The organism is Rhodococcus sp. 21391 (assembly GCF_016772255.1).
In the GTDB taxonomy this organism is placed as follows: domain Bacteria; phylum Actinomycetota; class Actinomycetes; order Mycobacteriales; family Mycobacteriaceae; genus Rhodococcus_F; species Rhodococcus_F opacus.
The window spans coordinates 3,453,683-3,475,489 of sequence record NZ_CP063781.1 but is presented as its reverse complement, the minus strand read 5'-3'; the positions used below and the strand labels follow the sequence as shown (position 1 = coordinate 3,475,489).

Here is a 21,807-nt window from a genome sequence, read left to right as displayed (position 1 = left end):
CGTCTCTTGACCTCAGGGGTGATGTGTCTGCTGTATTGATCACGAGGATGGAACGGCCGACCGCGACGATGGCGGGCGCGTTTCCCCGTTTCGCCGGTTGGGGACGGCGCAGCCGGGATTGCATCGGCATGAAGCTTTCTGTACCTCGTGCGCGGTGGTATCGCCTGGCGGCAATGCCGATCGAGTTCCCCCGGCCGGGACGGTGCACGCGGTCTTCGCCCGCTCCAGTCGAGCGGCGAGGACCTGGTGGGGGAGTGGGCGAGGTTGCGGGCACCAGGCGGAGGTCGGGCGAGATCCGCAACAGCCACGTCGTCGAGGCGGAAGTGAGCGAAGAGACCGCGCAACCCTCGGGACCGTTGAGAGGCGAGATGTCGAGTCTCCCACAATTTGCCGATAACAATTGGTACGTCAACTACCTATCTGAACGCGAACTGTCCCAACAGCTTCCGTTCTCGGTGTTGCGCGAGCAGGCGGGAATGTCAGGGGTGTGGGCGCATGGTTTCGAGCATGTAGTCGAGTTCGGCGATGGTGCGGTGGGGTGGGAGGGTGAGGATGGGCATCTCGGCGCCTGCCGTGTACCAGTGCTGGAGCTGGTCTCGAGCGGTGTCGGGTGTGCCCCAGACGGTGAGCTCGTCGAGCAGAACATGGGCTGCGGCTGGCACGTCAGCGTCGTCGTGGGTAGCGGCGGCAGTGAAGTGGGCGGCAGTCCGGGAAGCTGCAGATCCGCCGGCAGGGTTCCCGGCAACAGCTCGACTCCCGGCGCGGTCGTGGAACCGGGTGTCCCCGGCACCGTGGCCGGCAGTTCGGTGGTCTGTGTCGGCGCGTCGTGGTGGTGGTTCCCGGCGTCGTCGCCGCGGGCGGCGTGGTGGGAGCGATCTTCTCGTCCTCCGCGGCGAGCTTCGCACGCCACACGTCGAGTTCGTTGCGCAGGTCGGCGTCGAGCACCCCGCCGGAACGGTCTGCGGCGCCCTCGAGCAGGTTCTTCGCCGCCTCCGCGTCGCCCGCGGCGATCAGCCGCTCGGCCTCCTGCAGCTGCGACGTGGTGTCGATCTGCGCGACGGTCGAATCGGCCTGCTGGCTGAACACGACCGACTTGACGCTCCACAGCGGATCGCCGGGTGCGGCGTTGTACGAGAAGATGGTGGCGCCACCTATGACGACCGCGATCGCGGCGGCAGGGCCGGCGATGGGTCGCAACAAGCGGAGCTTGCCGCGGGCAGCGCTGCGTGCGGAACGGGCGTCCGAGGCGTCGATCGCCGCGATCACGTCGTCGAGCAGCGGCCCGGTCGGCATCGGCGTCGCCACGATGTCGGCGCGCCAATTGGTCAGCAGAAGCGCGAGCTCGTACTGCTCCGGCGAATCCGTCGCGACAGGACCGCCACCGGCGATCGCGTCGATCACAGCGTCGTCGCGGCGCACTCGGGCGGTCCTGAGGCCCTGGGCCGGGGTCGACGTTCTTGCGAGGGCATTGCTTCTTCGGGGTGGAAGATCCTCCTAGGTGGATTATCCCACCAGCGGCCGGTACTCGGCGAGGCTCAGCAGCTGCCACACCTCATGCGCTTCGGCAAGCGCGGTCGCGTCGTCCAGCGTGGCCAGTTCGTCGACACCGGCCTTGCGAGCCACCGCGATGCAATCGATCAGTGCGTCGAGCCGTGGTGCCGCTGTGTTGTCACCGGGTTGTTGTCGGTTGATGCCTCACGGTCGGTCGTGGTCGTCGGTGTCGACGTCTCGTTGGTCCGATTCTGCGACTGTGAGGACGACGTCGACGATATGCGGGTTGCGTTTGAGCTCGCGTTCGGGTTTTCGCAGTGTGTGGGCAATATGGGACTCGGCATGGTCGCCGACGAGGTCGACGCTGGCGACGAGAAAGATCTGTTTCGGACCGGGTTGACCGACTCGCGCGGCGAAGGTCCACCAATCTTGACATCGCGACCAAATCGCCCACTCCCGTCCTCGCGCGGGTGCGGTCGCGAACACTGGTCTGGGGCGATATCTGTGCGCTGAACACTTTCGTGTTCGCGGTCTGCGCATCCGTGGCAGGGGTCATGTTTCTTCGCTGGTTCACTGACCTCCCGGCCTGGCTGATGGGTCCATGCGGCGACGACTGTGCTGGTGGCGGGCACCATCTCCGTCGCTTACACGTTCCGTCTGTCGACGTTCTACGTCGTTCGCTGTGTCTATCCCATCTATCTGCGCCACGGCCTCACGACTACGCACGACACCGTCGTTCTTCGCGGGTTGCGCCGACGTACCGGAAGCTCGATGCCGACGTGCGCGCGCTGGAGCGGGTGGTCTGGCGCAGCCGTTCGATCCCGATGAGTGCCATGCAGTCACGCTCGTGGTGCCCACATTCGTCTGCGCACGCAAGAAGCCGCCGGCACCTTACGGTGTCAGCGGCTTCGCTTCCTTCCCAGGCACGCTACGCAATGTAGGTCTGACCCGGGCGGGTGGTGACGGTGCCCGCCAGTGCGCCTCTCGGCAAGTGGTCGCTCGAAGCGACAATTCTCAATGTGGTACCCGGGGCATTGGGTCGAACACCGTCGAGTGTGTCAACGGTTCGCGGGGCAGCGGTATTCCTTCCCCGGTGGGCAGCTTTCAGTGGTGCGCTTCGGCCAGGCGGCGCGCAAACTGGAACCGGGAGGTCAGGAGGTCGTCATGCGATTACACGGGGCCTGCTCGACGTGGTGCTGGGCATCCTCACGGCCATTCTCGGCACGGTGCTGGGCATTGTCGCGGCGGTGGTATGGCTTGTCGGTGGGGTGCTCTGCGTGACAGTCATCCTGCTTCCTCTGGGCCTCCCCGTGGTGAGGCTGGCGCGCCGCCTCTTCACCCTCGCCAGGAAGCTGATGCATCTTCCCTGACGCGCAGTGTGAAGAAGATGAACGGTGCCTCACGGCTGAGCCGCTCGAAGTGTTCGGGGGAGCGATCGTGCACCGCCGCACCGGGCCGCGGCTCCGAAATACGTTCGACGGTGAATCCCGCTGCGGTGAATGCGTCGAACATGGCGTGCAACGGCCTGTGCCAGAACTTCATGTGGAACGTCTCTCCGGACTTCACCCATTCCTCGGTGAACTCGTACGTTCCGAGATAATCGCCCTGCCCGGCAAGCCTGAAGTCCACGAACGGGTGATGGGTCGAGATGACTACGTACCCGCCTGGCGCGAGTACCCGGCGGAACTCGGTCAACGGTCTCGACCAATCGTGGACGTAGTGCATCACCAACGACGCGACGACGACATCGAAGATCGATGACCGGATGGGTAACTGCTGGTTGAGATCGGCCCGGATCAACGACACGTCGAGACCCAGGCGCGTTCGGGCGATCGCGAGCAGACCCGTGCTGAGATCGACGCCGGTGACGGCGGCACCGGCGGCGACGAGTGCACGCGACAGCGCACCGCTGCCGCAGCCCGCATCCAGCACTTTCCGGCCTGCGACGTCGCCGACCAGCGCCAAGGTCGCAGGTCGCTCGTACAACGCGTTGTACACGTTGTTCTCGGTGTCGGCGTCATACGCCGACGCGTACGTGTCGTAGTCGTTGAACGTTGCCACGGTGTGATCATTGCGGATCGGCGCTACCGTCGTGCCCCGGCCGCCGCGGCAGCCCTGGTGCCGCCCGGGTCATCCTGCAATTCGACCGGACTCACCACCCGGTGCCGACTGGCAGAGCGCCCCGGTGGGGGAGTCAACGCGCCCCGACGTATTCCTCCCTGCGGTGCAGCATGGCCGCTGCCATTGCGGGGCATCAGCACATGGCCGGCGAGCATCAGGCCGTCGCCGGCGAGCAGGCCGAGCCAGAGCGGCGGGAACAGCACGACGAACGCGAGATACATCGCCACCCCCATCTCGGCGATCGCCGGCCACGAATGCCGCCGCCGTGCCATCCATGCCGTCATCGGGGTGGCCATCGGCAACGAATGCACTTCGACGCGCGCATCGTGGCATGCACGGATGGCCGCTTCGTCGGAGGAGTGAAGCGTCCGGAGGGGCCTGCCCGAAATCGCTTGAACAGTATTGTATTGAAAACTTGTGCGTTCTAGGATTGGGGTATGGCGACGGTCGAGTACGGCTCGGCGGAGCCGGGCGGATCTGGGACCCGCCGGTACCGCTCTCCGCTGCGTCGGATGCAGGCAGCTCAGACGCGGGCGGTCGTACTGGAGGCCGCCACCCGGCTGTTCGCCGAGCACGGTTGGGTCGGCACCGGCATGAGGGATGTCGCGCGGGCCGCGGCGGTTTCCGTCGAAACCGTCTACACGACGTTCGGCTCCAAGGCGGACCTGTTGAGGTCGGCGCTGGAGGTCGCCATCGTCGGCGATGATGCTCAGGTGCCGTTGGCCGACCGGCCCGTCTACACGGCGATCGGTACGGGGCGGACGACTGGCGATCGCATCGAGGTGGGTGCGCGCATGATCGCCGTGATCAACGAACGCATCTACCGCCTGGCCGTGGCAATCCGCCAGGGTGCGACGGCGGATGCCACACTTGCAGCGGCGGCCGCCGACCTGGAGGGGCAGCGCAGGCGCTCGGTCGCCGACGTCGCATATTTGATCACGGGCCACGACGCCGATCCTGGTCAGGTCGACGAACTGTGGGTTCAGACCGGCGACCAGGTCTATGCCCTGTTCGTGGACGAATGCGGTTGGAGTCGCGTTCGCTACGAGTCATGGTTGATCGACCGCATCGAAGAAATCCTCGACCGCCCGGTGTGACACACGGGCGCCATCGTCTGGAGTAGGTCATGACAACCGACACTCTGTCTCCCGCCGACACTCGTATCATGCGCATCGTCCACAGCGCGCTGCGCCGCGACATTGCTCGCGCCGCGCAGGTGCTGCACACGTCACCTCCGCCCGCGCGGACTCAGCGGGTCGCCCTCGCCGATCATCTCGTGTGGATGATGCATTTCCTGCACCTGCACCACAGCGGCGAGGACCGTGGGCTGTGGCCGCTGGTTCGTGAGGTGAACCCGGCTGCCGGAGCGCTGCTCGACGTGATGGACGCCGACCACGCGCGAATCGGCTCCGAGATCGAGCGGGTCACCGTTGCGGCAACGCAATACCATGCGGATCCGGCGGCCCGAGAAGACCTTTCGCGTTCCCTCGCCGCCCTCGAGCACGTTCTGCTGCCGCATCTGCAGCGCGAAGAGGACGAGATGATGCCGGTCGTCGCCCGCACCCTGACCTGTCGGCAGTGGGATGACGTCGAGCAGCAGGTGTTCATCGCCTCGAAGACCAAGCGGGAGCTGGGGATCGAAGCTCACTGGATCGTCGACGGTGTCGATCGGGACGACTACGACGTCACCGTCCGCAAAGTCGATCCCGCCACCCGGTTCATGCTGCTCCATACGTTCAAACGACCATATCGGCGGGCATGCGCCGCACGGTGGGGCGCCGACCTCGACGTGAGTCCCCGGCTCCACCAGCCACTCCGCACCGAGGGTTCGGCAGAACTGTGGATCGACTTCCCGGCCCGGCAGTTGTACGACGCGGTCGCCGACGTCACCCGCATCAGCGAACGCAGCCCCGAGTGCCGCAGCTGCGCGTGGCTACCGGGACGGTCGCCGGGGACCGTGGGCGCCCGATTCCGGGGGCACAACCGCGCACATCACATGCGCTGGTCCCGGGTCTGTGAGGTGACCGCCGCCGATCCGGGAAGGACGTTCGAATTCCACACGGTGTCGGATCGGCGCAATCCGCTGTACCACGACTCGACCACCTGGTCATACACCTTCCGAGCGGACGGCTACGGGACCCGGGTGACGCACTCGTATCGGATCGACGTATTGCCGTATCGCCCGCTGCTCTCGGTCTACTCACGCCTGCAGCCGCAGCACCGGGACATGCGGCCGCAGATGCGGCAGAATCTGGAGGCGCTGCGGCGGCAGGCGCACGCCGGCACGCCTGGAGGGTCGTCCCTGCCCCGAACGGCCTAGCGCCCGTTACTCGCTGTCATCTGCAGGTGGGGCGTCAGTGTTGCGGTGAGTCATGCTGTGGTCGGCCAGGGTCGGGCGTGTGTCGGCGGGTGCGGATTTTCGCGCCTCGCGACTGTCGCAGCCGCGCGTTTCGCCGGAGACTTGTTGCTCCCAGTACGCATCCGATCGTGCCCGTGGTGCCCACGGAACTCCCATGCGAAGTCCTCTCTGTGCGTGTGGCTGGGGGAGATCGCTCTTCCTGTCACGTAGATCGCGCGGGTCGGCGCTTGTCCCGTCATTGCCGAGCCTCATGGGTGTCTTTCCTTTGTACGCCTCAGCAGTGAGGTCTGTCGTGCCCAGCGGGCCGGGTCGGTGGCCTGTGCACCGCGGTTACCGGGCGAGTGGGAAGCGTCGGCCGGGAGCGCTCGAGCCCAGGTTCGTTGCCTTATCCGGATATGCGGGGTAGACCTGAGGTACGGATCCACGGCAGACCAAGGTTGGACCGGAAGAGAAGATTCCACCTCTCGGTCGTGGCGCCCAGCACGAGTTGTAGGCACCCACGCACAAGCACGGCCCACTAACTGGGCTCAGCGCGGTGGGCTTGCGTCAGGCGGGGGGATGTCTGACGCCGAGGCCACATTTCACCCCGCGCAACAATGCAGCTTGGTAACCAGACGTTCGTGCTCGCGGGCGGCGTCCCCTTGATCAGGGGCGCCGTCCGACGTGTGTCTGTGGAACGCCGCGAAGTCTTCGATGCCCAGAGAAGGAGAGCACATGCTGGTGGCATTCAGCGTCAGCCCGATGGGCGGGGATTCCGACAGCGTCGGTGCCGCGGTCGCCGCGGCCGTGCGGGTGGTCCGCGAATCCGGGCTGTCCAACGAGACCACGTCGATGTTCACCACCATCGAGGGTGAGTGGGACGAGGTGATGGCCGTCGTGAAGCGTGCAACGGACGTTCTGCTGGAACAGTTTCCGCGGGTCAGTCTGGTTCTCAAAGCGGATATCCGGCCGGGGCGGAGCGATCAGCTGCGAGCGAAGGTCGAGACGGTCGAGCGCTACCTGGCCGACTGACGCTCGGTCATCCGCCCGCACCATGCTCGCCGGCATACTGGTGGGCGAGTTCCGTGCCGATCCGGGCGAGCTCGGCCCGGACCGATCGAGGTTCGAGCACCTCGACCATCGACCCCCAGCCGGCGAGGTTCCGGGCGATGTCCAACGGGGTCGGTGCGGCGAGACGGATCCGGGCGCGACCGTCGTCGTCCGCACCGTCGGGGTGGCAGTGCCGCCCGAAGTGATCGCGCAGGATCGGCACGAACCTGGCGTCGATGAGCACGGTCGCCCACGTCGTCGAGCGCCGCTGTTCCACCTCGCCGACCACTTCGTCCCACGCCGCGGCGAGTGTGAAGTCGTCGGGGCGCTCGGCGGGCTGCTCCGTCGATTCGGCGTGGACGATCCGGTCGACCCGGAAGGTCCGCTGTCCCCGTTCGGTCCCGGCCAGGAGATACCAGATGTCGTCCTTGTCGACGAGACCCCACGGGTCGACCAGTCGCTCGGACCGTTGCCGGGCGCTGTTCGTGTACGTCAGGCGCACTTTCCGGCGCCGAATCACGGCGGCCTGCAGCAGGTCGACCATCTCGGGCCTGCGGCGATCGCGTTCGCCCCACCGGGTGGGATCGATCATGGTGGCACTGGCGGCGGCCTCGGCGTCGGCCCGGAAGGTCTGCGGCAGCGCCCGCACCAGTTTGCGCAGCGCGGCCTTGGCCTCGCCCGAGACGGCGGCCGCCGGGCCGACCAGAAGGAACAGCGCCTGCGCCTCCGTCGCGGACAACCCGCTGAGGTCGGTGCGGGCGCCGCCCACCAGCGACCACCCGCCGCCGCGCCCGGACTGTGGGTATACCGGGATCCCCGCAGCGGACAACGCTTCCAGGTCGCGGCGAGCGGTCGCGACGGACACCTCGAGTTCGTCCGCCACCTCGGCGGCGGTCACTCGACCCCGGGACTGCATCAGCAGAAGGTGGCGACGAGTCGGTCAGCGCGCATGTCCTCAGTTTCCCTCGAAAAGTGCTCAATTGGTGAGCACTTTGAGTCGGAGGATGAATGTTGTCACCGACCGAGGAAGGGTACTCACCCATGTTGCGAGGACTCACCACCGTCAACTTCTACGCCGACGACCTCACCGCCGCCCGGGCCTGGTACACCGACTGCTCGGAATCGAGCCGTATTTCGTGCGCTCGGTGGCGGGGGCACCCGCCTACATCGAATTCCGGATCGGCGACTGCCAGCACGAACTCGGCATCATCGACAGCCGATTCGCGACGCCCGACCGGTCACGCGAAGCCGAGAACACGATGACCTACTGGCACGTCGACGATCTGGAGGCGAGCGTCGAGCGGCTGCTGTCCCTGGGGGCCACCCTGCACGGAGAGCCGGTCGAACACGGGCCGGGATTCGTCACCGCATCCGTGGCCGACCCGTTCGGGAACATCCTCGGCGTCATGTTCAACCAGCACTACCTGGACACTCTGGCTGCGAAGGCTAGCGCGTGATGGACACCCACGACGTGAACACCGTCGTCGCTCGCACGACGCGCGATGGCGTGCCTGGCTTTCGGAGAACTGCCGGACCGAGACAGAGGTCTGGCTGATCATCCACCACAAGGACAGCGGAACGCCGAGCGTCCGCTACCACGAGGCGATCGAGCAGGCCCTGTGCTTCGGGTGGATCGACGGCCTGCACCGCAGACGGGACGCCGACAGTTCTCAACTGCGTTTCACGCCGCGCACCCCGCGCAGCACCTGGAGCCGGGTGAACCGACGGCGCGCGGCGGACATGATCGAGCAGGGACTGATGACCGAGCACGGTTACGCCGCCATCGATCTGGCCAAGGCCAAGGGGACCTGGGAGAACACGGCCGACGGGGACAGCTCGGTCGTCCCCGGCGATCTGCGGGCAGCGTTCGGGCGAAACGACGCTGCACGCGCGAACTTCGACAAGTTTCCGCCGTCTTCGACATGGCTGATCCTGGAATGGATAGCGTCAGCCAGGAAGCCGGACACGAGGCAGCGGCGGATCGAGCGGACGGTCGCGCTGGCGGCGATGAACCTCCGGGCAAATCATCCGGGGGTCCGGGTCCCGGACGGTGTGCGGTAGCCGTCTCGAGATCGACGTCCGATCGGCGACAAGGAGAGGGGAGTCAGGACATGGACTGGCCGCACGAACTTGCCGATCAGCTCAGCTGGCACTGGCAGCATCAGTTGCGTCCCCGGCTGGAGGGGTTGACCGACGAGGAGTATTTCTGGGAACCCGCGCCCGATGGCTGGAGTGTGCGCCCGCGCGGCGAGTCGCCGGCGCCAGTCCAGGCCGGGAGTGGTGTGTTCACCATCGACTTCGCCTTCCCCGAACCGGACCCGCCACCGGTCACCACCATCGCGTGGCGGCTCGGGCATGTGATCGTCGGCGTCTTCGGGGTGCGGATCGCCAGTCACTTCGGCGGGCCGCCGCTCGACTATCAGACGTTCGAGTACGCCGGCACCGCGGCCGAGGCGCTCGCGCAACTCGACGAGAACTATGCGGCCTGGTCTGCGGGTGTCCGGAACCTCGGAGTCGAGGGGTTCGCCCGGCCGTGCGGCCCCAGCGAGGGACCGTTCGCGGATTATCCGATGGCGGCGCTGGTGTTGCACATCAACCGGGAGGTCATCCATCACGGCGCCGAGGTGGCGCTGCTCCGCGATCTCTATCTGCGCCGGCCGGTAATCTGACCGGAATCCTGGCCCGCTCCACGGTTTTCACACCCAGTGGCCGCCCGCATCTGCCAAGCTCGGGTATGACACCGAACCGGCGGGTTCTCCTGTTGACGTGCGTCCTCGCTCTCCTGGCCGCGTGCACGTCGAACACCTCGTCCTCCGATTCTTCCTCCTCGGACGCGAGCAACGGTTCTGCCGTCTCGTCGGCCGACCCGGCGCAGGCCGATGCGGTGATGAAGATCGTGCGCGACACCATGGCGGAGAGCCACCTGAAGGCGGTGATCGTGCGTGTCACGGTCGACGGCAAGGAGATCGTCACCCAGGCGCTCGGGGAGTCGATGACCGGGGTGCCCGCCACCACCGACATGCACTTCCGCAACGGAGCCGTCGCCATCTCCTACGTCTCCACGCTGCTGCTCCAGCTCGTCGACGAGAAGGAGGTGAGCCTCGACGACACGGTGTCGAAGTGGCTGCCCGACATTCCGCACGCCGACCGCGTGACGCTCCGTCAGCTCGCCCAGATGACCTCGGGCTACGTCGACTACGTCATCGGCAACACCGAATTCGCCGAGGCCCTCTACGCGGCGCCGTTCCGCAACTGGACGCCTGAGGAACTCCTGGCGTTCGCGACGTCGAAGCCGCTTCTCTACGAACCCGGGACCAATTGGAACTACGCTCACACCAACTACGTCATCCTCGGGTTGGCTCTCGAGAAGATCACCGGTCAGCCGATGACGGAACTCATGCAGGACAAGGTGCTCGGTCCGCTCGGCCTCGACGACACCACGGACCCGGGGACGGCGGCGATCACCGAACCCGTCCTGCACGCGTTCTCGTCCGAGCGGCGCGAGGCCCTGCAGATCCCAGCCGGTGCGCCGTTCTACGAGGAATCCACGTACTGGAACCCGTCCTGGACCATCACCCACGGAGCCATCCAGACCACGAACATCTACGACCTCCACGACACGGCCGTCGCCATCGGCACGGGCGAACTTCTCTCGTCCGAGTCCTACGAGGCCATGGTGTCGACCGACCTGCGCGGCAAGACGACCACCCTGCCCGGCTGCACCACGTGTTTTCCGCAATCGGAGGACTACACCTACGGGCTCGGACTGCCGATCGTGGGCAACTGGCTGATGCAGAATCCGCTGTTCAGCGGATCCGCGGCGGTGGAGGCCTATCTGCCCTCGCAGAAGATCGCCATCGCCGTCGCCGTCACCTACGAGGCGGCCGCCTTCGACGACACGGGGGCCTACAAGAACGAGGCCGACAGGCTGTTCCGGAAGATCGGCGCTCAACTCGCTCCGGACGACGCGCCGCCGATGGCCGTCGGCTAGCGTTCGCCCGCGACGCGGGCGAGTCGACGGACGAGAGTTCGCACCACCGGGCCGTAGGTGGCGGCGAGCACCGAGTCGAGGGGACCGGGAGCGGACATGGTCATCGTGATCCGCGAGCCGGCACCGTGGGCCTCGACGGCGTGATCGAGCGTCATCGGTCCCACCCGCCAGGCCCAGGAACGGCCCGGTGTCTTGGCCGAGATCGACGCGGGAACAGGCACGATCCAGAGCAGTCGCGCCGCTCCACGCCGGCCGGCCTGAACCTCGGGGGACCCGAGACCCCACGCGCCGCGCACGTGCGGCGCCCACTCGGACCAGCGCGAGGGCCGAGCGACGAGGGCCCACGCGACGCCCACCGCGGCGTCGGAATCAGCCGAGAAGGAATGCGGCACTGCGAACGAATACCCGTTTTCGACCCCGGCAGACACCGCAGACGCGGCTCGGGGAGGGGTCGGACGTGAACACCGGGTGAATTGGCCCGTGTCGAGTTGCATGTAACTCGGGGTACTGGCCACGCTTGTAGGGAACGGCGAGGGAGGGAGCCGATCATGCTCGTTCGTCTGCCCGGGGTGTATCGTCCCCAGCGTGACACCTGGCTGCTCGCCGAGGTGCTGGCGGCCCGAGATCTCGGACCGGGCACCCGTGTGCTCGATCTCTGCTGTGGCACAGGGGCGTTGAGCGTCGAGGCGTGCGCTGCGGGGGCGGGGTGGGTGACTGCGGTCGATGTGTCGCGCCGGGCCGCGATCAGTACCTGGCTCAACGCCAAACTGAACCGCCGGACGATCCGCGTCGTGCGGGGCGACCTGGTGGACTCCGTCCGGACCCTTCGCTTCGACGTGGTCGTGGCCAATCCGCCCTACGCGCCGGCGACGGACGACGGCAGGCCGGGCCGGATACTCGCGCGGGCCTGGGATGCCGGCGTCGACGGGCGGGCCGTGCTCGATCGGATCTGCAGCGAAACCCCCGACCTTCTCGCTCCCGGCGGTATCCTGCTCCTCGTCCAGTCGACGCTCAACGGGGTGGACAAGACACGGGCGATGCTGGAGGAACGGGGACTTCGGGTGGACGTGGTCGCGTCGGCGGACGTGCCGTTCGGTCCCGCCCTCTCGTCCCGCGCGAGGATGCTGGAGGCGAGGGAGATGATCCGGCCGGGCCAGCGCACCGAGCGCATCGCGGTGCTGGCCGCGACCGACCTCCGGTCCGGCGACGCCCCACGCCGACCCGGACACTGACTGCGGCGTCGAACTGTTCTCGCCACGGCGCGCTGGTGAGTGGTTCGAGTGCCTCGCCGCAACCCGGGACACGATGCCCAGGATGTTGTTCGCGCTGTGGCCGTCCTCGGGAACAGCGACTGATCGGGTTCGCAACCACATCGTCGACGCTGGTGAACGACGGCTGGATGCCGCGTGTAAAGTTTGCCGTTCGACGACGCCCAGCTTTCGAGGACTGCTGAACCACTACATGGCCAAGATCGATCGCAGCCGCACTGCCGCACTGACCCAAGCGCCGACCCTCCACGAGCCGGATGCCGGCGTCCGGCGCTCCGTGCTCCCCGGCGGACTCCGGGTGGTCACCGAATACGTTCCCGGTGTCCGATCCGCGTCCGTGGGCGTCTGGGTGGGTGTCGGATCACGCGACGAGCAGCCCACGGTAGCCGGGGCCGCGCACTTCCTCGAGCACCTCCTGTTCAAGGCCACGCCGTCGCGCAGCGCCCTCGACATCGCGCAGGTGATGGATGGCGTCGGCGGCGAGCTCAACGCGTTCACGTCCAAGGAACACACCTGTTTCTACGCGCACGTGCTCGACGACGACCTGCCCCTCGCCATCGATCTCGTCAGCGACGTCGTCCTGCGGGGCCGTTGCCGGTCCGCCGACGTCGACGTGGAACGCCAGGTGGTCCTCGAAGAGATCTCGATGCGCGACGACGACCCGGAAGACCTCCTCGGCGACGCGTTCCTGACCGCGCTGTACGGCGACCATCCCGTCGGCAGGCCCGTCATCGGCAGCGTCGAATCGATCGAATCGATGACCCGCACCCAACTCCACTCGTTCCACGTGCGGCGCTACACGCCGCCGCGCATGGTGGTGGCCGTCGCCGGCAACGTGGAGCACGAACCGACGGTCGAGCTGGTCCGGCGCGCGTTCGCCGGGCACCTCGAATCGGCGTCCGAACCTGCCCCCCGACGCGCAGGCACCCTGCGCCTGCGGACGGAGCCGACACTCAGCCTGACCAACAGGGACAGCGAACAGGTCCACCTCTCCCTCGGGGTGCGCGCGTTCGGGCGGCACGAGTCGCACCGCTGGGCGCTGTCGGTGCTCAACGCCGCGGTCGGTGGCGGACTCAGTTCCCGGCTCTTCCAGGAAGTGCGGGAGATCCGGGGCCTCGCGTATTCCGTGTACTCGGGCATCGACACGTTCTCCGACACGGGTGCCTTCTCGATCTACGCCGGGTGCCAGCCCGAGAACCTCGGCGAGGTCACCACGGTGATCCGAGAGGTGCTGTCGAACGTGGCCGCCGAAGGCATCACCGACGCCGAGTGCGCCCGCGCCAAGGGATCGCTGCGGGGCGGACTGGTTCTGGGACTGGAGGATTCGGGTTCCCGGATGCATCGCATCGGTCGCAGCGAGCTCAACTACGGCAATCACCGCAGCATCACCGAAACCTTGAGCAAGATCGACGCGGTCACCACCGACGAGGTGCGCGACGTCGCGCGAGTTCTGCTGCAGCGCCCGTTCGGTGCCGCCGTCGTCGGACCGTATCGTCGCAAGCGTGACCTGCCGGCCTCGGTGCGCGGCATCGTCCGGTAACGAGGATTCGCCGACAACAAGAGGAGAAGCCCGAGATGAAGATCCGTGGAGCGGTACTCGAGGAGATCGGGAGAACGCGCCCGTTCGCCGAGTCGGCACCGATCTCGATCTCCGAACTCGACCTCGACCCGCCCGGCGAGGGCGAGATCCTCGTCCGGATCGAAGCGGCGGGCCTGTGCCATTCCGACCTGTCCGTCGTCGACGGGAACCGGGTGCGCCCGGTCCCGATGCTGCTCGGGCACGAGGCCGCGGGGCGGATCACCCGGCTCGGAGCCGGGGTCGACGACGTCGCGGTCGGACAGCGTGTGGTCATGACGTTCCTTCCTCGCTGCGGTGAGTGTGAGGGCTGCGCCACCGACGGCCGCATGCCGTGCGTGCCGGGGACCAGTGCGAACAACGACGGAACCTTGCTCGACGGGGGAGCGCGACTGCACCGCGGCGGCGACCCCGTGCACCACCACCTCGGGGTGTCCGGATTCGCGACGCACGCGGTGGTCAACCGCCGCTCGGTCGTTCCCGTCGGCGACGACGTCCCCGCCGATGTGGCGGCCGTGCTCGGATGCGCCGTCCTCACCGGCGGCGGTGCCGTCCTCAACGCGGGCGATCCGCAACCCGGCCAGGCCGTGATGGTCGTCGGGCTCGGTGGAGTGGGGATGGCCGCCATCTTGACGGCGGTCTCCCGGGGTGCCGGCGAGGTGATCGGCGTCGACGCCGTACCCGAGAAACTGCAGATCGCACGCGAACTCGGCGCGACGGCCGTCTACACCCCCGCGGAGCTGGAGGAAGCCGGTATCCGGGCGCCCATCGTCATCGAGGCCGCGGGGAACGCGCGCGCATTCGAATCGGCTGTTCGCGCAACCGCTCCCGGTGGTAAGACGATCACCGTCGGCTTGCCGTCGCCCGACGCGCGGTCGTCGATCTCCCCGCTCATCCTGGTGGCCGAGGCCCGCACGATCATCGGCAGCTACCTCGGGTCGGCGGTGCCGTCCCGGGACATCCCGATCTACGAGGACCTCTGGCGCGCCGGGAAGCTTCCCGTGGAGAAACTCATCTCCTCCCGCATCACCCTCGACGACATCAACCGCGGCATGGACGAACTCGCCGACGGCAGGGCGATCCGGCAGATCATCGTGTTCGACTGACCCGGCGGGCCGGTCATGGGCAGAACTCTGCCCATGAGGTTCCGCACCACCATCGAGCTGGGCGGCAAGACCGCGACCGGTTTCCGGATCCCCGAGAACCGGGCAGGTGCGGGGGTCGCGGCAGGCGACGAGGTGGACGTCGACGTCGAGCTCGACACCGAACCCAGGTTCGTCACGGTTCCGCCCGACTTCGCCGAGGCGCTCGACCGGCAGCCGGACGCGCGAAAGGCGTTCGACGCACTGTCATACAGCAACCAGCGCCGGCACCTGCTGTCGGTCGAGGGGGCCAAGACGGACGAGACGCGGCAGCGTCGGATCGGTAAGGCCGTGGACGCGCTGCGGCACGGCTGAAGGGGAGCCGGCGCGAACTCCGTCAGGTGGAGTCGCCCGGGCGCCCGGTGACGTCTTCGACCGGCAGTGCCGACAGCGCGATCAGGGCGGACACGAAACCCTCGCGGTCGCGCTCCGGCAACCTGGCCAAGAGTCGCTCCTCGCCCTGCCGGATCGCCGCCTGCGCCGAGTCGCGCACGTCGTGCCCGTCCGGGGTCAGCGACAGCAGGCGGGCTCGGCGGTCCGCGGGATCGCGCTGACGGTCGATCAGGCCACGGTCCTGCAGGTCGTCGAGCACGCCGATGATCCGGGTCTTGTCGGCGCCGATTGCCTCCGCCAGCGCGGCCTGGGTGCGCAGCGGGTGCTCGTCGAGTGCCAGGAGCACGACGTATCCCCACATGGTCAGCCCGTGCTCCGCGAGCACGGGAAGTTCCGCCGCCACCAGCGAGCGGTTCAGGGCGGTCGTCATCGCCGCGAGATCGGGGCGGGTGCGTTCGTGCTGTCCGTGCGTCGGGTCGCGGCTGGGCATACCGCAGAAAATACACCTTGACCGATCATCTACTGAGGTAGATGATAAGCGAACGCGTATCAAATCGATTCGAGTGACGAGGTGTCGACGATGGATGTGGACGAGGTCCGGCGCTGGGATATCCGCGCCGTGCAATCGAGTGTGGAGTTCGTGTCGCAGGTGACGCGCGACGATCTGAAGCGCGCGACACCGTGTGCGCAGTGGACTCTCGGGGAACTGCTGGACCACATGATCGTGCAGCACCGGGGATTCGCCGCAGCGGCAGCGGGCGGAGGTCCCGACCCGTCGAACTGGCGGCCGCACGCGTCGGCGGATCCCGTCGCCGCGTACCGCTCGGCGGCCGACACCGTCATCGAGGCCTTCACCCGGGATGGCGTCGGGGAGCGGCAGTTCTGGTTGCCGGAGATCAGCACCGAGTTCCCGTTCCCCGCAGCCATCGCCGTCGGGTTCCACTTCCTCGACTACGTGGTCCATTCGTGGGACGTCGCCCGGTCGCTCGGGCTCGACTTCGCGCCCGAATCCGGCATGGTGGCCGCGGTTCTCCCGATCGCACGACTCGTCCCGGACGGGGCGGACCGGTTGCGCGAGGGGGCCGCGTTCGCGCCCGGCCTGCCGACCGACCCCGACGCCGCCGATTTCGGCGCGGTGCTGTCGCTGCTCGGCCGATCACCGCGCTGGCACCCCGAGTACGAGGCCGGCCGCGTCTGACGGCGAGACGTAGGTCTCCCGCCCCGCCCCTGCGCACCGGCCGGCACCCGTCGGTTGCGTAGGCTTTCGGGCGAATCGTTGTGACTGGACGGAGCGTGGAGAAGTGAGCGCAGCAGCACCCATCAAGGTCGGGGTTCTCGGAGCGAAGGGCAAGGTCGGCCGAGCGATCTGCGAGGCGGTGGAGCAGGCACCGGACCTCGAACTCGTCGCGGAGGTCGATCACGGCGACCGGCTGGAGACATTCGTCGAGGCCGGCACGCAGGTCGTCGTCGACTTCACTCACCCGGACGTGGTGATGGACAACCTGAAGTTCCTCGTGTCCAACGGTATTCACGCGGTCGTGGGCACGACGGGATTCGACGACGCCCGGCTCGACACGGTGCGGTCGTGGGTGTCGGAGCGGCCCGAGGTCGGTGTGCTGATCGCCCCGAACTTCGCGATCGGTGCCGTCCTCTCCATGCGCTTCGCCGAGGCGGCAGCACGATTCTTCGATTCCGTCGAGGTCATCGAGTTGCATCACCCCAACAAGGCGGACGCGCCGTCCGGCACCGCCTACCGGACCGCCGCCCTCATCTCGGAGGCACGCCGCAAGGCGGGCGTCGGACCGAGCCCCGACGCCACGACCACCGAACTGGACGGTGCGCGCGGCGCCGACGTGGACGGCGTGCGGGTGCATTCCGTGCGGCTGGCAGGGCTCGTCGCCCATCAGGAGGTCATCCTCGGCACACAGGGGGAGACGCTGACCATCCGGCACGATTCGATCGACCGCAATTCCTTCGCCCCCGGCGTCCTGCTCGGGGTGCGGGAGATCGGCTCCCGTCCCGGCCTGACCGTCGGTATCGACCCCCTTCTCGACCTGTGAAGGACGGCTCGACCAAGACCGTCGTCACGATCGGACTGCTGGTCGCGGCGCTGGTGTTCTACTTCGTCCTTCTCGGTCGACGCGGGATCGAGCTGATCCAGGCCGACGGAGCGGCCGCGATCGGCCTGGGTGTCGGCGTCCTGATCCTGCCGTTCCTGGGCGCCTGGATCGTCTACGCCACGCTGCGTGCCGGATTCCAGCATCAGCATCTGTCCCGCCGCATCGCCGACGAGGGGCTCGAACTGGACGTCAGCGATCTGCCGAAGCGCCCCTCGGGCCGCATCGACCGGGACGCCGCGGACGCACTGTTCCAGCAGGTCAAATCCGAATGGGAAGCAGAACCGGACAATTGGCGGAACTCGTACCGCCTCGCCCGCGCCTACGACTACGCCGGCGACCGCGGCAGGGCCCGGGAGACGATGAAACGGGCCGTGGAACTCGAACGCGTCGAACGGGAAGGCGAGCCCGGCCGATAGGAAGCGGGCCCGGTCGTACGCTGACGACTGTGAAGTCACTACTCGTCGTCCACCACACGCCGTCGCCGGTGACTCGTGAGTGCCTCGAAGCCGTGCTGAAAGGCGCGCGGGACCCCGACATCGACGGGGTCGACGTGAAGTCGATTCCCGCTCTCGGCGCGACCGTGCCCGACGTCCTGGCAGCCGATGGGTTCCTGTTCGGGACGTCCGCCAACTTCGGCTACATGTCCGGTGCGCTGAAGCACTTCTTCGACACCGTCTACTACCCGTGCCTCGACGCGGTCGCGGGCCGCCCCTACGGGCTCTGGGTGCACGGCAACAACGACACCGCCGGGGCCGTGAAATCGGTGCAGAAGATCGTGACCGGGCTGGCGCTCACCCAGGTGGCCGAGATCCTGGAACTGACCGGATCGCTCGACGCGAGCGCGCGGGAGCGGTGTTACGAACTCGGTGCGACGGTCGCCGTGACGCTGGCCGAGGACGTCTGACGTCGCGGTGGAACGTGTCGGTGGTTGATGGCAGGCTGCGGGCATGCGTGAGATGACCGCTGCCGCGGCCCGGAGATCGGCGCTCTGGGCGCAGGGGTTCGCCGACCGGAAACCGGCCGGGGCGCCGACGCGCCGGCACGTCCGTTCGGTTCTCGACCGGGTACGGCTGTTCCAGATCGACTCGGTGTCGGTGGCCGTGCGCGCCCACTACGTCCCGCTGTTCAGCCGTCTCGGCGTCTACGACCGCGGGCTGGTCGATTCGGCGGCGTGGTCACATTCGGCCCGCGCACCCCGGATGCTGGCGGAGTACTGGGCGCACGAGGCGGCGTTCATCCCCGTGGAGGACTGGCCGCTGCTGCGCTGGCGGATGCACCGGTACCGGCACGGTCGCTGGTCCGGCGAATCCCGCGTACTCGATCGCAATCCCACGCTCGCCGCCGACGTGCTCGACGTGATCGGCGCCGTCGGTGCGTGCAGCGCGAGCGATGTGGAGAAACACCTCGAGGTCGACCGGCCGGACCGCAAGGGGCCGTGGTGGGATCGCAGCGACACCAAAGTGGTGTGCGAGCAACTGTTCGCGTCCGGCGCGCTGGCGGTGGACAAACGGGTCGCCTTCACCCGTCACTACGACCTGAGCGAACGTGTGCTGCCGAAAGCGATACTCGCCGAGGAAGTCTCGGAGGAGGATGCTGTCCGTGGCCTCGTCCAGCGGTCCGCGCGGGCCCTCGGTGTGGCCACCGAACCCGATCTGCGTGACTACTACCGACTGTCGCCGGCGCAGACCGCCTCGGCCATCGAGGAACTCGTCGAGGACGGGGTGCTCGAACGGGTGGGGGTCCGCGGCTGGGATGCGCCGGCATTCGTCCACCGCGACGTCCGGGTTCCCCGGAAGGTGGAGGGGGCGGCGCTGTTGTGCCCGTTCGATCCGCTGGTCTTCTGCCGTCCCCGGACCGAGCGGATATTCGACTTCCGGTACCGCCTCGAGATCTACACCCCCGCGCACAAACGTGTCCACGGGTACTACGTCTTTCCGTTCCTGCTGAACGGTGAACTGGTCGCGAGGGTCGATCTCAAGGCCGACCGCGCGTCGGGAACGCTCGCGGTGCGATCCGCGTTCGTGGAACCCGACCGGAATCCGGGGCGTGTGGTGGAGGCGCTGCTCCCGGAACTGCGAAGAATGGCAACGTGGTTGGGTCTGGACGACATCCGGGTGGACGATCGCGGCAACCTCGGTGCCCTCCTCGCGGCCGCGACGGCGCGGCCGCGAGGAGAGTGAGGACTACAGGCTCTCGACGAACTTCGTCAGGCCCTTGCTCGCCGTCTCGAGTGCCGTCTTCTGCGCCTTCTTCACGAGGAACCCGGGCAGCGGAATCTTCGGGTCGACCGTCAACTCGAACGTGACCTTGGTGCCTGCGCCGGACTCGGTGAGGACGTACGAGCCGTCCTGGGCGTTTTGCTGGCCGCTCTCGACGAGGTGCCATGACACGGTGTCGTCGCCCTCGAACGTGTAGTCGACGACCTGCTCGTCGTTGATCCCGAGGATGGAGACGCTCATTCGGACACGATGGGGGCGGCCGTCGTCGTGTGTGCTCTCGATGGTGACCGACTTGTGGGCCGAGGACCACTCGGGCAGGCGATCCACCGCAGCGATCGCGGCCATCACCGTGGCCGGATCGGCCTTGATCTCGAATTCCTTGACGCCGGAAACGGCCATGTTCTTCGCTCCTTCGAGCCCGTGGCGACTCTCACCGTGTGGCTGATGCGACGTAATTACATCACCGCCGCCGACGGAGGCGTGGAGTGAGTGCGCCGGTGCTCAGAAATTGTCTCTCCCGTTGCGGCGCATCTGGTCCTTGAGTGCGCCCTGGACCGCCTGCGACACCCAGGAATTGAGCGACACCCCGTTCTGGGAGGCGGCTTCCTCGGCCTTCGACTTGATCTGATCCATCAGACGCAGAGTGACGCGGCTGATGTCACCGGTGACGTCATCGAAGGCGGCACCGAGGTCCTCGGCTGTCGTGGTTCCTTCCCCCTCCGGTCCGGGCGCGGTGGGGGTGCGATGCACGTCGACCGCCACCTCGCTGCCGTCCAGTCGCACACCGACGGTGCGATTGCCGAGTTCGGACGTCACCTCACCTGCAAAATCGGTGAGCGCCGAGAGCAGGAGCAGCCGGGCGGCGGGTTCGACCGCGGCGGCGAGCGCCGCTGCCGTCGCCCGCGTCTGCTCGTCGCCGAGCGCGGCTGCTGCGTTCAGGTCGTCTCGCAGCCGGGAGACGTAGATGCCGAGGTCCATGACGCCAGCATGGCGTCATCAGTGACGTCAGTCAAGTAGGCGTGACTTCAGATGGGCGATGTCGCCCTGCCGCGCGCTGTGCCGGACTCTCGGCGTTCGCCGGACCGCCGCGCGCGGTCCGGCGAACGCCGGGGGAGCGGCCCCGAGAACCGCTGTCCCGAGAACTGCGATCACGACGGCGCGTGCGCGGCCTGTCCGGTACTGCACAGGAAGTCTCCCGGCGAATCTGCGGTGTCACCGAAAGTGTGGGCGAGACGAGACTGACACGCGCGGGTGAACACCGCGGGTGAACTCACGGCAACCAGGCCGCTGCCGGAACGGGGCACGCCGAGACCCCGATCACCGCTGCGACTAGGGTCGATGCATTCAGGAGGGACTCCCGACCAGGGAGTTCGGTAGGAGGAACAGCGCAGTGCCGCAGACCGTGCCGCTCAGGGTGCAACTCGTCGCGAAGACGGAGTTCTTTCCGCCGGCGGACATTCCGTGGGAGACCGACGCCGACGGCGGCGAAGCGCTGGCGGAGTTCGCGGGCCGGGCGTGCTACCAGAGCTGGTCCAAGCCCAACCCCCGCACCGCAACCAACGCCGGATATCTGCGCCATCTGCTCGAGGTCGGGCACGAGTCGGTCCTCGAACACGGCACCGTCAGCTTCTACATCACCGGCATCTCCCGGTCCTGCACCCACGAGTTGATCCGGCACCGCCACTTCTCCTACTCGCAGCTGTCGCAGCGCTTCGTGCGTGAGAACGACGGCAATGTCGTCGTTCCGCCCGCGATCGCCGGCGACCCCGAACTCGAGGAACTCTTCGCGAAGGCCACCGACGCGAGCCGGGCGGCGTACGGCGCACTCCTCGAGGCCCTCGAAACGAAACTGGCGGACACCTCCAGCGTGCCGCTGCGCAACAAGCAGGCGAGGCAGGCCGCGAGGGCCGTCCTGCCCAACGCTACGGAGACCCGCGTGGTGGTCACCGGCAATTACCGGGCGTGGCGGCACTTCGTCTCGATGCGGGCCACCGAGCACGCCGACGTGGAGATTCGCCGCGTCGCGGTCGAGTGCCTGAGGCAGCTGCAGGCGGCCGCGCCGAATGTCTTCGGCGACTTCGAGGTACTGGACTGGGGCGACGGCACGGAGGTGGCGCGGAGCACGTTTTCCGCCGACGCATGACTGGTGTGCAAAAGT

At 67.8% G+C, this 21,807-nt stretch carries 24 protein-coding genes and 3 pseudogenes; 18 read left to right on the top strand and 9 right to left on the bottom strand.

Going from position 1 to position 21,807, the window contains the following annotated elements; genetic code table 11:
• Positions 1–479 precede the first annotated feature (479 nt).
• Positions 480–662 (bottom strand): hypothetical protein, encoded by a 183-nt coding sequence (locus GO592_RS16250; protein WP_005264887.1) that lies wholly within the window; start codon positions 660–662, stop codon positions 480–482.
• Positions 663–669: 7 nt separating this feature from the next.
• Positions 670–1,419 (bottom strand): annotated as a pseudogene (locus tag GO592_RS16245) (anti-sigma-D factor RsdA); the annotation flags it as partial.
• A 1,262-nt stretch (positions 1,420–2,681) separates the two neighbouring features.
• Here GO592_RS16245 and GO592_RS16240 point away from each other — a divergent pair.
• The gene (locus GO592_RS16240) at positions 2,682–2,861 is read left to right on the top strand and encodes a hypothetical protein (RefSeq protein ID WP_005261194.1); all 180 of its coding nucleotides are present in this window, start codon (positions 2,682–2,684) and stop codon (positions 2,859–2,861) included.
• Here the strand turns inward: GO592_RS16240 and GO592_RS16235 are convergent.
• Together GO592_RS16235 and GO592_RS16230 are read right to left on the bottom strand one after the other, a co-directional pair.
• Complete coding sequence (locus GO592_RS16235; protein WP_007296407.1) at positions 2,827–3,552, bottom strand: class I SAM-dependent methyltransferase; 726 nt, start codon at positions 3,550–3,552, stop codon at positions 2,827–2,829. The genes GO592_RS16240 and GO592_RS16235 overlap by 35 nt on opposite strands.
• 23 nt (positions 3,553–3,575) lie before the next feature.
• Positions 3,576–3,923: a hypothetical protein gene (locus GO592_RS16230; RefSeq protein ID WP_193385475.1), complete on the bottom strand. Its 348-nt coding sequence runs from the start codon at positions 3,921–3,923 to the stop codon at positions 3,576–3,578.
• Positions 3,924–4,049: 126 nt separating this feature from the next.
• On the opposite strand from GO592_RS16230, the gene GO592_RS16225 reads away from it, so the two are divergent.
• The 3 genes from GO592_RS16225 to GO592_RS16215 all read left to right on the top strand — a co-directional run bounded on the left by GO592_RS16225 (position 4,050) and on the right by GO592_RS16215 (position 6,982).
• Complete coding sequence (locus tag GO592_RS16225) at positions 4,050–4,709, top strand: TetR/AcrR family transcriptional regulator (RefSeq protein ID WP_007296405.1); 660 nt, start codon at positions 4,050–4,052, stop codon at positions 4,707–4,709.
• Between the two features lie 29 nt (positions 4,710–4,738).
• Positions 4,739–5,932, top strand: a complete 1,194-nt coding sequence (locus GO592_RS16220) for a hemerythrin domain-containing protein (protein ID WP_007296404.1) — start codon at positions 4,739–4,741, stop codon at positions 5,930–5,932.
• 753 nt (positions 5,933–6,685) lie between these two features.
• The gene (locus tag GO592_RS16215) at positions 6,686–6,982 is read left to right on the top strand and encodes an MTH1187 family thiamine-binding protein (protein ID WP_007296403.1); all 297 of its coding nucleotides are present in this window, start codon (positions 6,686–6,688) and stop codon (positions 6,980–6,982) included.
• 7 nt (positions 6,983–6,989) lie between these two features.
• Here GO592_RS16215 and GO592_RS16210 read toward each other — a convergent pair.
• Positions 6,990–7,951: pseudogene (locus GO592_RS16210) on the bottom strand (helix-turn-helix transcriptional regulator).
• A 90-nt stretch (positions 7,952–8,041) separates the two neighbouring features.
• Here GO592_RS16210 and GO592_RS16205 point away from each other — a divergent pair.
• From GO592_RS16205 to GO592_RS16190, 4 genes and pseudogenes are all read left to right on the top strand, one after another.
• Positions 8,042–8,457, top strand: a pseudogene (locus GO592_RS16205) (VOC family protein).
• 259 nt (positions 8,458–8,716) lie between these two features.
• Positions 8,717–9,061 (top strand): YdeI/OmpD-associated family protein, encoded by a 345-nt coding sequence (locus GO592_RS44460; protein WP_007296400.1) that lies wholly within the window; start codon positions 8,717–8,719, stop codon positions 9,059–9,061.
• A 50-nt stretch (positions 9,062–9,111) separates the two neighbouring features.
• Entirely contained in the window at positions 9,112–9,669 is a 558-nt protein-coding gene (locus GO592_RS16195; RefSeq protein ID WP_007296399.1) for a DinB family protein, read from the top strand.
• A 65-nt stretch (positions 9,670–9,734) separates the two neighbouring features.
• Positions 9,735–10,991 (top strand): serine hydrolase domain-containing protein, encoded by a 1,257-nt coding sequence (locus GO592_RS16190; RefSeq protein WP_007296398.1) that lies wholly within the window; start codon positions 9,735–9,737, stop codon positions 10,989–10,991.
• Here GO592_RS16190 and GO592_RS16185 read toward each other — a convergent pair.
• Entirely contained in the window at positions 10,988–11,383 is a 396-nt protein-coding gene (locus GO592_RS16185; RefSeq protein WP_007296397.1) for an SRPBCC family protein, read from the bottom strand. The genes GO592_RS16190 and GO592_RS16185 overlap by 4 nt on opposite strands.
• A 156-nt stretch (positions 11,384–11,539) precedes the next feature.
• Here GO592_RS16185 and GO592_RS16180 point away from each other — a divergent pair, with 156 nt between their 5' ends.
• The 4 genes from GO592_RS16180 to GO592_RS16165 all read left to right on the top strand — a co-directional run bounded on the left by GO592_RS16180 (position 11,540) and on the right by GO592_RS16165 (position 15,292).
• Positions 11,540–12,223 carry a HemK2/MTQ2 family protein methyltransferase gene (locus tag GO592_RS16180; protein ID WP_007296396.1) on the top strand — a complete coding sequence of 228 codons (684 nt, stop codon included), beginning with the start codon at positions 11,540–11,542 and terminating at the stop codon, positions 12,221–12,223.
• A 229-nt stretch (positions 12,224–12,452) separates the two neighbouring features.
• Entirely contained in the window at positions 12,453–13,799 is a 1,347-nt protein-coding gene (locus GO592_RS16175; RefSeq protein ID WP_007296395.1) for a M16 family metallopeptidase, read from the top strand.
• Positions 13,800–13,834: 35 nt separating this feature from the next.
• Positions 13,835–14,941: an alcohol dehydrogenase catalytic domain-containing protein gene (locus GO592_RS16170; RefSeq protein ID WP_007296394.1), complete on the top strand. Its 1,107-nt coding sequence runs from the start codon at positions 13,835–13,837 to the stop codon at positions 14,939–14,941.
• A gap of 33 nt (positions 14,942–14,974) precedes the next feature.
• Positions 14,975–15,292, top strand: coding sequence for a YdeI/OmpD-associated family protein (locus GO592_RS16165; RefSeq protein WP_007296393.1), 318 nt, complete (start codon positions 14,975–14,977; stop codon positions 15,290–15,292).
• A gap of 22 nt (positions 15,293–15,314) precedes the next feature.
• Here GO592_RS16165 and GO592_RS16160 read toward each other — a convergent pair whose 3' ends face one another.
• Entirely contained in the window at positions 15,315–15,800 is a 486-nt protein-coding gene (locus GO592_RS16160; RefSeq protein ID WP_005563883.1) for a MarR family winged helix-turn-helix transcriptional regulator, read from the bottom strand.
• 90 nt (positions 15,801–15,890) lie between these two features.
• Between GO592_RS16160 and GO592_RS16155 the strand changes: the two genes are divergently transcribed.
• The 5 genes from GO592_RS16155 to GO592_RS16135 all read left to right on the top strand — a co-directional run bounded on the left by GO592_RS16155 (position 15,891) and on the right by GO592_RS16135 (position 19,610).
• Positions 15,891–16,508 carry a TIGR03086 family metal-binding protein gene (locus tag GO592_RS16155; protein WP_007296392.1) on the top strand — a complete coding sequence of 206 codons (618 nt, stop codon included), beginning with the start codon at positions 15,891–15,893 and terminating at the stop codon, positions 16,506–16,508.
• A gap of 103 nt (positions 16,509–16,611) precedes the next feature.
• Positions 16,612–17,370, top strand: coding sequence for a 4-hydroxy-tetrahydrodipicolinate reductase (gene dapB / locus GO592_RS16150; protein ID WP_005261171.1), 759 nt, complete (start codon positions 16,612–16,614; stop codon positions 17,368–17,370).
• Entirely contained in the window at positions 17,367–17,846 is a 480-nt protein-coding gene (locus GO592_RS16145; protein ID WP_007296391.1) for a hypothetical protein, read from the top strand. The genes dapB and GO592_RS16145 overlap by 4 nt, the downstream gene beginning before the upstream one ends.
• Before the next feature lie 29 nt (positions 17,847–17,875).
• Positions 17,876–18,334 carry a flavodoxin family protein gene (locus GO592_RS16140; protein ID WP_005261169.1) on the top strand — a complete coding sequence of 153 codons (459 nt, stop codon included), beginning with the start codon at positions 17,876–17,878 and terminating at the stop codon, positions 18,332–18,334.
• 43 nt (positions 18,335–18,377) lie between these two features.
• Positions 18,378–19,610, top strand: coding sequence for a winged helix-turn-helix domain-containing protein (locus GO592_RS16135; RefSeq protein WP_007296390.1), 1,233 nt, complete (start codon positions 18,378–18,380; stop codon positions 19,608–19,610).
• 3 nt (positions 19,611–19,613) lie between these two features.
• Here GO592_RS16135 and GO592_RS16130 read toward each other — a convergent pair whose 3' ends face one another.
• Both GO592_RS16130 and GO592_RS16125 read right to left on the bottom strand, forming a co-directional pair.
• Positions 19,614–20,048, bottom strand: coding sequence for an SRPBCC family protein (locus GO592_RS16130; RefSeq protein ID WP_005261167.1), 435 nt, complete (start codon positions 20,046–20,048; stop codon positions 19,614–19,616).
• Positions 20,049–20,150: 102 nt separating this feature from the next.
• Positions 20,151–20,627, bottom strand: coding sequence for a toxin-antitoxin system HicB family antitoxin (locus GO592_RS16125; protein ID WP_005261166.1), 477 nt, complete (start codon positions 20,625–20,627; stop codon positions 20,151–20,153).
• Positions 20,628–21,039: 412 nt separating this feature from the next.
• Here GO592_RS16125 and thyX point away from each other — a divergent pair, with 412 nt between their 5' ends.
• Entirely contained in the window at positions 21,040–21,792 is a 753-nt protein-coding gene (gene thyX, locus GO592_RS16120; RefSeq protein ID WP_007296389.1) for an FAD-dependent thymidylate synthase, read from the top strand.
• Positions 21,793–21,807: the final 15 nt, after the last annotated feature.